The 15,151-nt window shown below is 42.8% G+C and carries 15 protein-coding genes; 7 read left to right on the top strand and 8 right to left on the bottom strand.

Annotated elements, in window-relative coordinates; genetic code table 11:
* Positions 1-27: 27 nt before the first annotated feature.
* The 8 genes from DXN04_RS07270 to DXN04_RS07235 all read right to left on the bottom strand — a co-directional run bounded on the left by DXN04_RS07270 (position 28) and on the right by DXN04_RS07235 (position 8,916).
* Positions 28-789, bottom strand: a complete 762-nt coding sequence (locus DXN04_RS07270; RefSeq protein WP_116852670.1) for a GLPGLI family protein — start codon at positions 787-789, stop codon at positions 28-30.
* The gene (locus DXN04_RS07265; RefSeq protein WP_116852669.1) at positions 786-3,578 is read right to left on the bottom strand and encodes an outer membrane beta-barrel family protein; all 2,793 of its coding nucleotides are present in this window, start codon (positions 3,576-3,578) and stop codon (positions 786-788) included. Before DXN04_RS07265 ends, DXN04_RS07270 begins: the two co-directional genes overlap by 4 nt.
* Positions 3,579-3,726: 148 nt before the next feature.
* The gene (locus DXN04_RS07260; protein ID WP_116852668.1) at positions 3,727-4,176 is read right to left on the bottom strand and encodes a DUF4268 domain-containing protein; all 450 of its coding nucleotides are present in this window, start codon (positions 4,174-4,176) and stop codon (positions 3,727-3,729) included.
* A gap of 349 nt (positions 4,177-4,525) precedes the next feature.
* Positions 4,526-5,773: a retropepsin-like aspartic protease gene (locus tag DXN04_RS07255; RefSeq protein WP_116852667.1), complete on the bottom strand. Its 1,248-nt coding sequence runs from the start codon at positions 5,771-5,773 to the stop codon at positions 4,526-4,528.
* A gap of 24 nt (positions 5,774-5,797) precedes the next feature.
* A complete protein-coding gene (locus DXN04_RS07250; protein ID WP_116852666.1) occupies positions 5,798-6,304 on the bottom strand; it encodes a YceI family protein in 507 nt (168 codons plus the stop codon).
* 129 nt (positions 6,305-6,433) lie between these two features.
* Positions 6,434-6,997, bottom strand: a complete 564-nt coding sequence (locus tag DXN04_RS07245; protein WP_116852665.1) for a Crp/Fnr family transcriptional regulator — start codon at positions 6,995-6,997, stop codon at positions 6,434-6,436.
* 1 nt (position 6,998) lies between these two features.
* Positions 6,999-7,916: a helix-turn-helix domain-containing protein gene (locus tag DXN04_RS07240; RefSeq protein WP_116852664.1), complete on the bottom strand. Its 918-nt coding sequence runs from the start codon at positions 7,914-7,916 to the stop codon at positions 6,999-7,001.
* Between the two features lie 100 nt (positions 7,917-8,016).
* Positions 8,017-8,916 (bottom strand): NAD(P)H-binding protein, encoded by a 900-nt coding sequence (locus tag DXN04_RS07235; protein ID WP_116852663.1) that lies wholly within the window; start codon positions 8,914-8,916, stop codon positions 8,017-8,019.
* 129 nt (positions 8,917-9,045) lie between these two features.
* On the opposite strand from DXN04_RS07235, the gene DXN04_RS07230 reads away from it, so the two are divergent.
* The 7 genes from DXN04_RS07230 to DXN04_RS07200 all read left to right on the top strand — a co-directional run bounded on the left by DXN04_RS07230 (position 9,046) and on the right by DXN04_RS07200 (position 15,150).
* Complete coding sequence (locus DXN04_RS07230) at positions 9,046-9,408, top strand: DoxX family protein (RefSeq protein ID WP_116852662.1); 363 nt, start codon at positions 9,046-9,048, stop codon at positions 9,406-9,408.
* Between the two features lie 220 nt (positions 9,409-9,628).
* Positions 9,629-10,432, top strand: coding sequence for an SDR family oxidoreductase (locus DXN04_RS07225; protein ID WP_116852661.1), 804 nt, complete (start codon positions 9,629-9,631; stop codon positions 10,430-10,432).
* A gap of 58 nt (positions 10,433-10,490) precedes the next feature.
* Entirely contained in the window at positions 10,491-11,393 is a 903-nt protein-coding gene (locus DXN04_RS07220; protein WP_116852660.1) for a helix-turn-helix domain-containing protein, read from the top strand.
* Positions 11,394-11,397: 4 nt separating this feature from the next.
* Complete coding sequence (locus DXN04_RS07215) at positions 11,398-11,703, top strand: nucleoside triphosphate pyrophosphohydrolase family protein (RefSeq protein ID WP_116852659.1); 306 nt, start codon at positions 11,398-11,400, stop codon at positions 11,701-11,703.
* A 314-nt stretch (positions 11,704-12,017) separates the two neighbouring features.
* Positions 12,018-12,596, top strand: a complete 579-nt coding sequence (locus DXN04_RS07210; protein WP_116852658.1) for a Crp/Fnr family transcriptional regulator — start codon at positions 12,018-12,020, stop codon at positions 12,594-12,596.
* A 77-nt stretch (positions 12,597-12,673) separates the two neighbouring features.
* Entirely contained in the window at positions 12,674-13,537 is an 864-nt protein-coding gene (locus DXN04_RS07205; RefSeq protein WP_116852657.1) for an SDR family oxidoreductase, read from the top strand.
* 194 nt (positions 13,538-13,731) lie between these two features.
* On the top strand, positions 13,732-15,150 hold the full coding sequence (locus DXN04_RS07200) for a hypothetical protein (RefSeq protein ID WP_147319868.1): 1,419 nt from the start codon (positions 13,732-13,734) through the stop codon (positions 15,148-15,150).
* Position 15,151 lies beyond the last annotated feature (1 nt).

Below are 15,151 nucleotides of genomic sequence, written 5' to 3'. Positions count from 1 at the left end.
AAGTGGGCCTCCGTTTACAAAGTTTAACTACAATTCAAGCCACCAGATAGTGCCAAAACTATTATCTCCCCAAACAGATTTAATCTTTGCCTTCATCTGAGCCGCTGTCATCGCTTTCCCTTTTTTCGGTGCTACAATACTCGTGGGCGGCACAGTAGTCAGATCCACACTCGTTGCAAACCAGGTCGCATTGTCATGCGGCAGCGCCACCCCCAGTATCATTCCCGGCAAGCCTGTAAAGGATTCCGGACCCCCTGACACATGAATCTGATCCGTATAAAACGCTACTACATAAATTGAATCCATGATAATGGCATTCGCTCTCCTACACTGATATCCCGCTATTTCCCTGGTCTCACTGGTGATCTTCCATTGAATAGCCCTTACTGTATCATTGATCAGCAGGTTATCGCCGTATACCTGTTTCTGACAGGTGTACAAACCGGTAGCTAAATCCGTATAAACAATATTCGCCTGGTAGATTCCCGGTGCATCTGACATAAAATCCTGCGTCACCAAATCAGGCACTGGTGTGAACAAAGTCCGGCTACCGGAAAAACTAAGTTTTGAATTGAGCCTTTTGAACTGAGGATTCGCGCTTTTGTATGATTCCAGGAATTGTTTGGAAAATCCTTCATCCTGTCTTTCCTTAATGCGCTTGTTAATATACGCATGCAAATTGATCGTTTTCTCAAACGTGATCGTGCCGCTGGATGGAAAGCGCTGTTGTGCCGTCAATGGCTGTACGTCCAACAGACATACAGCCATCAAGATATAGAGCATTCTCATGATTTAGGTTTTGCACCACCCATCTTGTTGAAGTCCCAGGTGATGGTGAACATGAAATATCTTCTGATAGTAGTATAGGTATTCTGTGTAATCTGACTACCTGATACATTTCTGTTGAAGCCGGAATTCTGGTTCAGCAGGTCATTGACAGATGCCGTTACCCTCAGTTGTTTCTCCTTCAGGAACTTTCTGCTTACTTCCAGGTTCCAGATCGTTCTCTTCAGATCTGTATTGAACGATTTTGTCTTGGGTGTATAGGTGAACATCGTCCTGGAGTAGAACTCGAAATTTGATGGCAGGAACACCCGGAAATCTGCTCCCGCATTCAGCCCCAGACCATTGCTGTTCAGAGAAGGCAAGAGGGAGGACTTCTGGATGGTATAATTCGGCGTAACACTCAGTTCCAGGGATAATTTCTTTTCTGCATTTTTCCTGAGTGTGAACTCTGGTGCAATATTATAGGAAGTAGACTTATTCAGAATACTATTCACCATGTTGTAAGACACGTTTGTATTAGCAGAGAACATAGTGGCAACGTGCATATCCCACCATTTGATCTTGAAATCATGCATTGCCCAGATGCCGCCACTGAAGCCATCCTTATTAATATTCGCATATTGATAGGTGCTGGCACCGGCCGAATCTGTCGTTACATTCGATACAATTGCATTGTGTTTAATAGAGAAGTTCGCATTCACGTAAGTATATTGCTGCGTAATGGCCTTAAAGGAATTGTAATTCCAGTAAATATCTTCACTATAGGACGGATTCAGATCCGGATTACCCAAACGTACATTCAGGGGATCAGTGTTGATCCTCACAGGTTGCAATTGCGTTACAGTAGGCAACTGCGTTTTCCGGGTAGCGCTGAGGGTCATGGATTTTGACTGACTGAATGTATATGTAAGGTAGACCTGTGGATTCCAGTTGACAAAGTTCCGCTTAAAGGTACTGTTATCAAAACGGTTCAGTTGTTCAAATGCGACGTTAGATACTTTAGTGCCCCCACTGAAGCGGAATTTAGCCGCCTTGTACAGGAACATGGCACCACCCTGATGAGAGATGTTGTCAATCTTAAAATCGTTGCTGTACAGGCTATCCAGCATATCATACTTATCCTCGGCTGACTTTTTGTAAGTGTTCAGATTGCTGTTGGCATTGGTCATTACGAAGTCGTAAGAGAAAGCAATTTGTACTTTGTCTGACAGTGGTTCATTGAAGGTCGCATTGGCAGTCAGGGTATTGTTATCACTGTGCTGTACCCTGTTCTGATCATTGATCACACTGCTATCCAGTACTTCTTTGTTATTGTAATAATTGATATCAGACTTCAGCAACTCATTGCCCGTAGTACGGGAGTGACTTTCACTGATGCCCATGGAAACTTTCCGGCCTTTCTTTTTCAATTGCTTATTATATAAGACACCTGCATTGAAGGTTGTTTCATCTGTTTTAGAATGAATGGCCCTGTTGTTGGTATTGAGCAAGGTACTATCCTGGCGCAGGTTAGTAGTCGTATACTCGTTATCCACAGAACTGTTCCGGGTGCCACCTGCCGCATTTACGATAAGAGTGCTGGTGGTATCCAGTTTAAACTCAAATCGACCATTCCCTTTTTGCCGGAAGAGGTAGTTATGGAATTTTTGATTTGAGTTGGTATTAATAAAAGAGGAGGGCAGTGTGTTTTGTGTCAGTACATTTTTGGTACCATCTACGGCCAGCGAGCCTATTCTATAATTGACGTTGACGGTGGCTTTATCATTGTTGAATTTATTGTCGTAGTGCAAACCGCCGTTTCGTGCAGTAGGTACGCCTTCGCCATAATATTCACCATTGTAACTTTCCAGTTCATCATTGCTTTCGCCGGTGATGCGGATGCTACCATCGTCGCCAAAGTTAAAGTTATAGTTACTCATGCCGTACTTACTGCTTTCGCCCCAGTCCATCCCAAAGTGGCCGGTGTTGTCAAGAATGCCGAAAGCAGAGAACCTTTCCTTGCCTTTGAAGGCATTGAACATGACCTTGCCGGTGTAAAAATTATCAGTACCGCCGGCGGCATCGACCTTGCCGAAGTAGCCATTCTTCTTGTCTTCCTTGAGTTTGATGTTGAGGGTCTTTTCTTTCTTCCCATCGTCAATACCTGTGAAATTGGCCTGGTCGCTGGTGCGGTCGTAGAGCTGTACCTTGTCTACCATGTCGGCCCGGATGTTTTTAGTCACCAGAGTCGGGTCATCACCGAAGAATTCTTCACCATCTACGAGCACCTTATTCACAGTTTTGCCCTGGGCGGTGATCTTGCCGTCTTTATCGACTTCAATGCCGGGAAACTGCCTGAGCAGGTCTTCAACTTTTGCATTGGGCTCTACATGGAAAGCCGTGGCATCATACTCGGTAGTATCGCCTTTGATTTTCATTTCCGCTTTCTTGCCCTGGATCAATACTTCAGTCAATAGTCGCGACTTCAGGAGCATATTGATGCCCTGGAAATCATAGACTGGCTTTGTGGAATCCAGGCTAAATTCGGCGGTGTAATCTGCATATCCCGGGTAGGATACAAGCAGGATAAAGTGGCCAGCTTCTTTGAGTGGCACAGAAAAATTGTGGCTGGAATTATTCCAGATGAACTTACAAAGGGTGGAATCCTTTGCTCTGAGTACGCTGATCGTGGCATCAGTAATCTTTATTCCGGCAGCTGAATCAGTCAAACTTCCTTTTACGGCATAAGGCTGCTGGGCATATAGGTAACTTGAGCACAAACAAAAAAAGAGGAGTATAGGTCCTGCTTTCATCAGTAAATTTTTGATGCATGGGTTAAAATCCGTCGACACTTGTCCCTCTAGGTTATCAAATCAAAAGTAAACTAATTTTTTAGTTATATATTCATATAACTGGTTTTAACAATTATTTATAAAAGGGGTTAAAGCTATTTATAAGAGTCTATAAGAGTCCTTCAAAACCGTATTTCGCCATGCTCCAGAATTCATCCAGGGCAATAATGCGGGGTTTGAAAAATGAGATTATCTCGGGCCAGTCCTCACTACTCAGCACATTTACACCTTCCAGCCGGGTACTGATAGTACTCATCGTTTTACCATATTCATCTTCGGTATTGGCTTGCCAATTCCAATTTTCCCCAAGGGTTGTTTCCAGGAAAGCTTTGTTATCCACAAACTGCGCATAGAACCGGGGATCAGATTGGGTGATGACAATAGCGATGCTGGCATGCCGGCTATCAGCATCCATTTTAAAAAATACACCCGGAATACCTGTTTTATAGTTCAGCCAGCTAATAGGCTCTCCGTCAGCCGAGAGTACAGGCTTCATATACTTACCGAAGGCGGTCCAGAAATTTTCTTTCAGTTTGGAAACTTCCTGTTTGGAATACATTGTGCGAAAATACTCACTGCGGGCACCAGTACAAAATTTTCGCAATGTTCTTTGGGGCGTCCATACTTCTATGATGGGAACCGTCTAATGACATGCCGGGCATTTTAAGTATTTTTTATATTAACAGGCCTGTCCGGTTTTTTAAACCTGGAAGGGATTCGACATTGATTGTAGACATTTGCGGTTTTAGGAGCATGCTGCTGCTGTTCGAAAAGGTGCCTTTTAAATGTTAAGCAGGCAAGAACCAATTTCAAAAATGGCCTTTGGGCAGGTTTTTCTCCGGCAGGTAGCCTCCAGATCAACGATGATGAGGATCTGGTTTTTCATAGCTATGTCAGGGTTTGGGTAACTAGTCGAATTTAATAAACATCTTATCAAAATTGATAGTCATAGTTTTGAATTGCCTGATAATATCCTGCCCTATGTTCCCATACACCATCTCATTGCTGATTTTGTCTTTGAGTACTGGCACACTATCCAGCACTACATCCTTCTCCATGATGTTGAAATGGTGTTTAATCTTATAAGCTTCCTGCTCAGTTTTTCCACCCGCACCGCCAAAACGGATGTGAACAGGTTTATAATTGGCGGCAATTTCCTCCTTATAAGCCTCGAAAAAATTATTGTACAGGAAGGTTTCATCTGCTCCTGTATCGAAAGTATAATGCTTCCCATCTATAAAAATGAGTGGGGATAACCTGTCAATGGCCATATTAGGTGTACTATGAATCGCAGTTTCCTGCTCCGGCACAATGAGGTAGCCATCCTGTGTAAGCTGTACTTCCCTTAGTGCGCTGATCACCGGGTAACCCAAAATGCCTTCTATCTTGTAATTGATCTGTGGAAATGCCAGGGCGGAATCAGCCAATACCAGGAAGACCGCATTATTGATCTCGATTTTTCCCAGTTTAAATTGCTTACATACACCTAATTGTGCTTTTACAGAAGCCCCCGTAATAGCCCCTACCTCCACATCAGCAGGAATGATTTGCATGTGCAGGCGTTTGGCAGTAGAAAGAGAAATGGTAGACATATTTGCGCCTGTGTCAAAAATGAAATCAGCACTGTCTTTGTCTACTACAGCAAGCAGGTTATTTAACCCGGCTTTATCCTTTTTGATTTTTAATTTGTTTGTACCGTTGATAACTACACGTTGCGGAGCAGTATGTTCAAGGGCGGTCCACATCTGCAAACTGTTTTTCAGATCATCCTGCCCATCCGGGGAAAGCAGATATTTATATTGCTGCAACATGGTCTGCGCAGTCGCTTTAGCGGCTTTGTAGTCGTAAGTTTTTACAGCGTTATCTTCTTTTACTTTGTATAGCTGGAACCACAGGCTATCAGAGAAATCTCCCTTCAGGTTGGCAATGCGCTGTGCCGAAAGGGAGACTTTGTTAAATGCGTTATCGAGTAGAGCGGCTAAGTAGTTTTGTTGCGCCCCGGAAAGCGTTGCCAGTTTGCTATCATACAGCGATTTTGCATGGAAAAAATCCTTCTGCATGATAAGTGTATATATCTGATTGAAATTTGGGTTATTCGTCTGACCAGCACAGTTGATGGTCATGAGCAAACAAATGAGACGGATTGTATATTTCATGGGAATGAATATACAAAAATCTTGCTAAACACGGATCAGCTCGATTTCACCTGATAACTTTACTTCATCACCTACAATCAGGTTCCCTGCTTCATTTAATAAATGGAAACTTAATCCAAAGTCTTTCCTGTTGATTTTCCCGCTAATTTCAAACCCTGCTCTATGGTCATTGAACCGACCGACTCCACTACCTGTATGTTCTACCTGCAAACTCACAGGCCGGGTATTGTTTAAAATTGTCAATTCCCCTTTTAAAGTCTCATTGTTTAATACTCCGTTAAAACTAATAGTTGGAAATTGCGCTGCGTCAAAGAAGACAGGAGAACTAAGATGGCCGTCACGCTCAGTATTATTGGTATCTATGCTGGCTACTTCCAGTGTGAAGCTGACAGTAGCGTTGTCAAACTGGTCATTGTCAGTTAGTACAGTACCGCTGAATTTTCTAAAATATCCCGATACATTGGCAATACCGAGGTGTTTTACTTTAAAACCGATTTGGGAATGCCCTGGGTCAATGTTCCATTGTGTCATAGCTTGTTTTTTTAACAAAGCTAGACTGGCAGGGGAAGTAATATTTTACCATAGGGTAAATAAGAATTGGAAAATTTAGTTGGTGGTCCGGATCCAGGTAGGGAAGTATCAGTGTTCATTAGGTATTAATTACCTGATGGTCCTTATTCTGCTCAGCGACTGCTGTGTGATTCCCAGGTACTTCGCCATATCCCCCAGGCTGATCCGTTGATGAATCGCATTATGCTCCTCCACAAACAGGCGATACCGATCCGCAGCATTCTCCTCCAGCATCTCACTTATCCTTTTCATCATCTTCGTAGCCGCAATACTCACCAGCTTACGATAAAACGTCTCCATTGCATGATGCTGTTTACAGAGCGCCGCCATCGTCTCATAACGAACAAGTGTAACCTTTGTATCTTCCAGCGCTACCAGGTTAAACTTAGACGGAGTTTGATTAATATAACTATCAAATACTGAAAAAAGCAAATTTTCAGAAAAGAACCTCATGATAAATTCTTTATCATCTTTCTCTGAATAGGACTTAATCAGCCCTTCATTTACAAAATAAAGATACTTACAGGTCTCCCCACTATGCAACAGAAATGCTCCCTTACTGTATAGCTTAGTGACCGTCTGTTGTGCCAATTCCCACAAAACGGCATCCTCCAATGGGGAAAACTGCTTACAAAATTGAAGAAAATCTGCCATACTAATTAAATGATTGTCGGAATTCCAAAGGCGACAATTGCGTCTTCGCCTTAAACAATTTACTAAATGACTGTGGATAATCAAATCCTAATCCATAGGCAATTTCGCTGACGGAAAGCGCTGTGGTAGACAGTTGTTCCTTGGCTTTCTCAATCACTTTATCCTGGATATGTTGCTGGGTGCTCTTGCCTGTTAACACCTTCAATAAATTGCTCAGGTAATTCGCCGATACATTCAGCTGGGTTGAAATGTATTTCACACTGGGCAAGCCTTTTTGCAGCAATTCATCGCTATTAAAGTAATCAGTGAGCAGCACTTCCAGTTTTTCCAGGATCCTGTGATTGCTGATTTTCCTTGTAATAAACTGTCGCTGATAGAACCGCTCTGCATAAGCCAGTAAAGACTCCAGCTGGGCAATAATAATTTCCTGGCTGAACTGATCTATATTGGTATGATACTCTCTCTTAATGTTTTCAACAATCGCGGACACAGTCAGTTCTTCTTTCTCAGAAAGGAACAATGCTTCATTCACAGAATAATCAAAATACTGGTATTGCCTGATCTTTTTTGCCAGTAAAGTATTCCATAAGAAATCGGGATGGATCAGTAATACCCATCCCGATTGATTGATTTCTTTTGCCAGTGGCTCGATACTAAATACCTGTCCGGGAGCCATAAAGCTCATCACACCTTCATTAAAATCATACTCCTGCTGTCCATATTTCATTTTTACATTGTATCCTTTTTTCATACTGATCAGGTAAAAATTGAAAACAATGTTAACTGGCTCTTCCATAGTGATGTCTTTGATAGGTGCGACATCAATGACACTGATCAGCGGGTGCTCCGGTTTAGGGAAGCCCCTGAACTCATGAAATTCAGAGATCGTGTTAAAGGTAAAAATGCGTTTTCCGGCCATAATACAAGGTAATTATTTTGTGGCAAAAGGCAGTGTGCAGTGTTGTTAAAATCGATCTTGTAAGGCTGCAGGTAACTCAGCAGCACTACTCAGGTTTTTATTATTTCGCTGCATATGCCACTGCAAAGTCTTTCGCGAAATCCTTCACTTTCACCTTCCCAAACTCAGCAGGTCTGTTCTTAAAATAATCAGCGGACAAAATACCTTCATGCACGCTGGCATACATTTCCACCATGCCCGCTGCAATAGCAGGTTGCATGCCTGCAGCAATCAATCCTTGCAGGTATTGTTCGTTAGTAAGCGTTACCCATTGCAAATCCGGCTTACCAATCGCTTCACCTAAAATCCGTGCAACCTCATTACAGGTCAGCTCATCACTCACCACATATCTTACCCTTCTATGAGCAACCGGCAGCGAAATTTCATCGGCAATAGCCGCTGCAATGTCAGATGGTGCTACCAGGGTAGCGATATCATCTCCGCCGGTATTAGCAGCTATCACACCCTGTTGTTTAATTAAACCAATATATGCATATAAGTTATAATAAAAACCTACCGGGCGCATGAAGGTGATGTCTGTATCAGCAAGTGTGTTCAATGCCTGCTCTACATTGTAATGCAGTTTAATCAACCCGGAACCATGTTCGAGGTGAGCGCCAATACTACTCAGGTGAATCACCCTTTTCACGCCTGCCTGCTTAATCGCCTTAGTAAAATTGTCCGCCACTTTCTGACATTCAGCAAACAGATCTACGGTAGGATCAAAGTAGTTGACAATAGGAGGGATCATGGTATACACCAGGTCCGCACCTGTGAATGTTTTAGTCAGGAAATCCACATCTTCAATAGCGCCCACTGCCGGTGTAGCGCCAAGCGCCCTGATGGCATTAGCCCTGTCTTCCTTACTGCTGATGATAGTTAATTCATGTCCCTGTTGGGTCAACAGCTGGGCGAGTGGGAGCCCGATATGCCCTATGGAACCTGTTAATACGATTTTCATGATGTTTGATTTTGTAATACAAAGCTCCTGATAACTGGTGCTCCCGGTGTAACCAAATCTAAGATTGTTGTGTTCAAATCCATAACATATGTTATCGTACTCCAGCTCCCGGGCGGATACCTTTGCTACATGAAAACAAAAATCAGCTACTGGATCTCTACAAGCCTGCTCTCTCTTTGGATGGGCTTAAATGCATTCTTCTACATTACCAAACCTGAAGCCAAAGCACTGTGTGTCCACTTTGGCTTCCCTGATTACTTTAGAATAGAATTGGCTGTCGCCAAGGTCATTGGTATTGCTGTGCTTCTCTTCCTAAAAGGATCTGTTAAAGAATGGGCTTATGCCGGCTTCACAATTACAATTATTTCCGGTGTCATCGCCCATTGTTGTTCCGGTGATGGCTTCCCTTTCTCTGCTTTACTGGCGGCGGTTATATTGGGGGTGTCTTATTTTAGCTACCATTATCCATCCCGCCTACCTGTAAATGGCTAAGGTGTGTAGTGGGGGGAAGGTGGTGCATTCATGCGGAACCTTCACAGGAGCCGTGCCGCAATCTTCACAAGAGCCATGCAGCAAAATTCAAAGAAGCCATCCCGCAGACTTCACATCAGCCATCCCGCAAACGGAAAATCTGGATACAACATTTACCAACCTGGACACATCCGCCCTATCTGCTTAATCCATCTTTGCTGTACAATAAACACAGCAACACATGCAAACCATCTTCATCACCGGAGCTTCTTCCGGCTTAGGCAAGGCAGCCGCCCAATTATTTCAGTCCAAAGGCTGGCGGGTCATCGCCACCATGCGCACACCCGAAAAAGAAACAGTACTATCAAAACTGGATCATGTACATCTATTACCTTTGGATGTAACAAATGAAGCACAGATCGCCGATACTTTTCAAAAAGCCATCGCCATATCTCCTATCGATGTGGTATTTAATAATGCGGGTTATGGCCTGGTCGGCCCCTTTGAAGCCTATTCCATCTCACAAATCACCCGGCAGATAGACACTAACTTTATAGGTGTATTGCGCGTAGCACACCCATTCGTAAAGTACTTCAGGGAGAACAATATCAAAGGTATCTTCATCACCACCACTTCCATCGTTGGCATCGTTGCCAATCCATTAGCATCTGTATACGATGCAACCAAATTTGCCCTGGAAGGCTGGAGTGAAGGTATGGGCTACGATCTGAAATCATTCGGTATCCAATTTAAAACTGTCGCTCCCGGCGGCATCATTTCTAATTTCGCTGCTGCAGCCATGGATGTAGCACAACACCCGGCCTATCAGCCTTTATATGATAGAATGCTGGCCGGTTTCAGCGATGGTACACTCATGCAGTTCTCGCCAGCCGAAGCTATTGCACAGGTTGTATACGAAGCAGCCACAGATGGCAAAGACCAGATGCGCTACGCCGCGGGCCCCGATGCCATTGATGCGTATAAAAAGAGGGAGCAGTTAGGATTGGAAAAACATCGTGAACTGGTTAATGAACTATACAGGTAAGTAACCTAACTATACTATCAATTCACTTCAGCATACCATTATTACCTAACTTTGAAGTATGGAAAATTACATATTCAATTCCGTATCAGAACTGCACAGAGCGCTGGGCCTGCCAGCGCCTATGCACCCACTCATCAGCCTTTCTGATTATGCCAACATCACAGCAGATGTAACAGAACTATCAAAAGCGCTGGTGCTGAATATGTATAAAATCTCCTTCAAATTCAATTTCTCCGGCCGCATTAAATACGGACAACGACATTATGATTTTGATGCCGGTGGTATGAGCTTCTCGTCCCCCATGCAGGTAATATCAGCATCTCCAGAAGAAGCTGATTACAGCGGCCGCTCACTGATCATTCACGCCGATTTCCTGCGTAATTATCCCTTAGCAAAAACAATAAAAAATTACGGCTTCTTTTCTTATGCAGTGAACGAAGCACTACATTTATCCGAACAGGAGAAAGAAATCATCATGGGAATCTTTAACAGCATACAACATGAACTCTCTTCTTCTATCGATCATTTCAGCCAGGATATCATCATCTCCCAGATAGAACAACTCCTCAACTATAGCAATCGCTATTATAACAGGCAATTCATCACCAGAAAGGCAGTACACAATGATATGCTGTCCACGCTGGACCAGTTGTTATCTGATTACTTTGATCGCGATGCAGGATTATTCGAAGGCATCCCTTCAGTTGTTACATTGGCAGAGAAATTACACGTGTCCCAGCGGTATTTGAGTGATATGCTACGCTCCGTCACAGGTATGAATACCCAACAATACCTCCAGGCAAAAATGACAGAAAAAGCCCGGGAACTCCTGAGCACTACCTCCCTGACCATAGGCGAAATTGCTTATCAGTTAGGTTTTGAGTATCCTCAATCCTTCAATAAATTCTTCAAAAAACAAACACAGGTATCTCCTTTAGATTACCGCCATTCATTTAATTAAATTTATGCAGGAAATAATAAACCGCTCATTGGCAATTCGTGAACGTTATCATCAAATAGAGGAACGTCACCATGGTAACAAATGGTCTGTTGAAGAGGATGCACTTGCATTCTTAACGGATGCCGCATTAATAGGGCGGTATACCATGTCCCAGCAAGTTCGCTGGCCTAAAGGGAATACCCCTGCCGAACTGGAACATAAATTAGGGGAGTCTATCTGGTGGCTGATTGTATTAGCAAATAGAATGGATCTAAACATAGAGGATGCGGTCAATAAATTTCTCACCAGAACGGAAGATGTTTTAGATTAGATGTCTCCGGATACCTTACAATAGAAGTAGCCCCAACCGGGGGCTACTTATCTATATCTTTATTTAAAAGGTCGCCAATACCTCCTTATCATCATTCTCCATTCACAACTTCCTCAATCTCCATATCCATCACCGCCTTCACATCTCCATACACATTCCTCTTCTCCCCCGTATAAAACCTCACCACCACAACATCCTTCGTCCTAATTCCAAAATGTAGAGAGGATGCTAAATTGCCGGGAAAGAAAGCTAATATATTTCCGGAATGAAAGTATTTGGTGAAATTTCTTTTCAGCGTTAATTTTAGTGTGCATATGATCCCTGAATTTCAAACATATTGCCGCACGTTGACGAATCTCACCAGTGAGGAGGTAGACCAGATCTGCGCCTTCGCCATTCCCAGGTCCCTGCATCGGGGAGAGAACCTGCTTCAGCAAGGCCAGGTGTGCCGGCATAAGACCTTTGTAATAAAAGGATTATTACGCAGCTATGGTACAGCTGCAGACGGTGCCGAATACATATTACAATTCTCTTCAGAAAATAACTGGATCCTGGATCCCGAGAGCTACCACCTCCAAACGGCGACAAAATTCAATATATCCGCTATAGAGCGTGCTGATGTATTGCAATGGAATAAGGAGGATTTTGATCGCTTACTAAAGGATATCCCGGCCCTGGACAGGTATTCCCAGCAGTTAGCCTCAAGAAATAATTATAACAGCCGGCAAAGGCTGTTTACTACGCTCAGCAGCACACCTGAAGAGAAGTATGAAGACTTCGTTCGTAACAACCCTGAATTACTCCCCCGTATCCCACTTCATATGATTGCAGCTTATCTGGGCATGTCATTAAAGACATTGACCCGCATCCGGCACGCACAGTTACATCGATAATTAAATTATGGTCAAATGACCACATTTTCACGACAGCATTCTGTGACTTTTGTACCAACAAATTAAATCATTTATTTATGCGGGTATTTGTTACAGGAGCTTCTGGATTTGTAGGCTCCGCTATCGTAAAGGAACTCTTACAGGCAGGTCACCAGGTATTAGGTTTGGTACGCTCAGACAGTACAGCAGTGGAATTAGCGAAGACGGGCGCTGAAGTACACAGAGGCGATATTACGGATCATGAAAGTGTAAAGGCAGGAGCAGCACAATGTGATGCAATCATTCATACGGCTTTCAATCATGATTTCTCACGCTTTAAAGAGAGCAGTCTTGAAGATCACCAGTTGATATTGGCATTAGGTGCAACTCATCGCCCACTCATTGTTACATCAGCTATTGGCTTATTAAATTATGGTCGTCCGGTGGATGAAAGTGATACACCGCCGCCATCAGATAAAGTAGCGAGAGCGGCTACTGAAGAGGCAGCGGCAAAAGTAGGCGCATATATCGTAAGACTGCCGCCAACTACACATGGAGCAGGTGATCATGGGTTTGTACCTATCGTTATTAACCTGGCAAAAGCAAAAGGTGAATCTGCTTATATTGGTGAAGGAAATAATACCTGGGCAGCAGTACACCGTTTTGATGCAGCAGTGTTGTATAGGTTGATCTTGGAAAAATTGCCTTCACAGAAAGTGTTTCATGCGGTGGATGAAGTGGGAGTGCCGTTTAAGGAGATAGCGACTGCTATTGGCAAGGGATTGAATATTCCGGTAGTAAGTAAGACGGGGGCAGCAGCGGAAGAACATTTTGGTTGGTTTATGCATTTTGCGGGGATGGGAGTGGTGCCTTCGGCAGAGCAGACGAAGAAGATTCTGGGCTGGGAGCCGAAGGAGAGAGGGATTTTGGAGGATATAGTAAAAGGAGGATATTTAAAATAAGGCAAATATTCAAACGTCATTTTTAAAAAGGGGATTAATCCCCTTTTTGCGTTTCTACACTTGCTGCATTGGAAATTAGTTCTAATTTTCAACTGGTTTTACAACACTTATTCATGAATTTTTCCAGATAGTTTGTTCTGGCGCTGATGCATTGTCAGGGCTGCTGGAAGACTATTGCCTTAACTCCTAAACATATGAGAATGAATTCCCGGTTTTTATATGGCCTTCTGTTATTAATATGCTTCGGAGGGTGCAAGCATAAAGAAACCTTTGATCCTTATGGCCCCGGACTTGCTGAACGCCTCAATACCTATAACAATGTTCAGTCGAATGTTAAAACAGGAACCCCCGGCTTATTTATCGATTTCTCAGCAGGCATCAACAATGCATTTAAGACCTCAACTGTCAGCAGCCTGATGTCGGAATGCTTCAATACAATACTGACAGATAAATTTGAAGTATTTAAGCTGGGATCTAATGAGGTCACTTCATTGCCCATTACCAATACGACTCAATTGGGGCAGGAAATAAATAATCAAAGTAACTATAAAGATATCTGGGCACCTATTCAGAAGACCGTCGATAAAATTACAGATGCAGATAATGATGCACTCCTGATCACAGATTTCGAAGAATGGATTAATAAAACGGAGGTCACTAACACAGCTTATCTGAAAATACCTTTTTCAAAATGGCTGACCAAAGGTCACTCCATCCATTTTTTCATAGTAGATTATAAAGAAGGTAATGTGGATAAACATATCTATTTCACCATTTTTAACTGTACTAACAACTTACTGGCAAAACTTGCTCCTAAATTAGCTGCTTATAGCACCCGGTTCGACCTGACAACAAACGCTTATTCATTATCAACCAATTACCCTGATCCCACCTCTGGCGGTATTTACAATGATAAGAATATCCTGGACCTCAGGAAGGATCAGTATATCAAAAGTGAATTGTATGAATACTACCCTTCAGGGCTTGGATGGAAAGATATTTCAGATATTCGCAAAGACGATGCAAACTTCTCTGACATCTTTCGCAATCTCTTCATAGATCTTAGTAACCAGGATAGCTATTCTTTCAAATCGTTTGAAGTACTAACCTATAATGTAACTTCAGATTTCGAACACTTTGCAAAAGCAGATTACGCACTTCATAACCCTCCTAAAACTATTAAAGGAAAGAACGGAGAGACAAAAATATCAGACGGGGAAAGCGATGCTATTCTACTTGAATGTTATAATGAGGATGGCACACTGAAAGAGGCCTGCAAATATAAACCACCAACCTTACAGCCATTATCCAATTACTTCCGCCTCAATCAACCCTTATTTGATAATACCAATAAAAGCGATAATAAGCATGTGGAATTGGGCATAACTTTCGATCCTCATTTCTCACCTGCCGAATCGGATACATTATTAAGAATCAATATTGTGCTGACTGCCGCAACCCCTAATATAGACAATCCAAAACTACAAAAATTCAAATGGATCAATGAGAAAGGAACGGAGAATATCGCACTATATGAGTCAGTAAAGAATACCCTGCTCGAGTTAAAACCTGAAAACAAAATTGTCTACACCTACTATATTAAAACTTTATAGA

Source organism: Chitinophaga silvisoli (genome assembly GCF_003412465.1).
In the GTDB taxonomy this organism is placed as follows: Bacteria; Bacteroidota; Bacteroidia; order Chitinophagales; family Chitinophagaceae; genus Chitinophaga; species Chitinophaga silvisoli.
The sequence above is the reverse complement of the archived record's forward strand: the minus strand, read 5'-3'. Positions and strand labels throughout refer to the sequence as shown.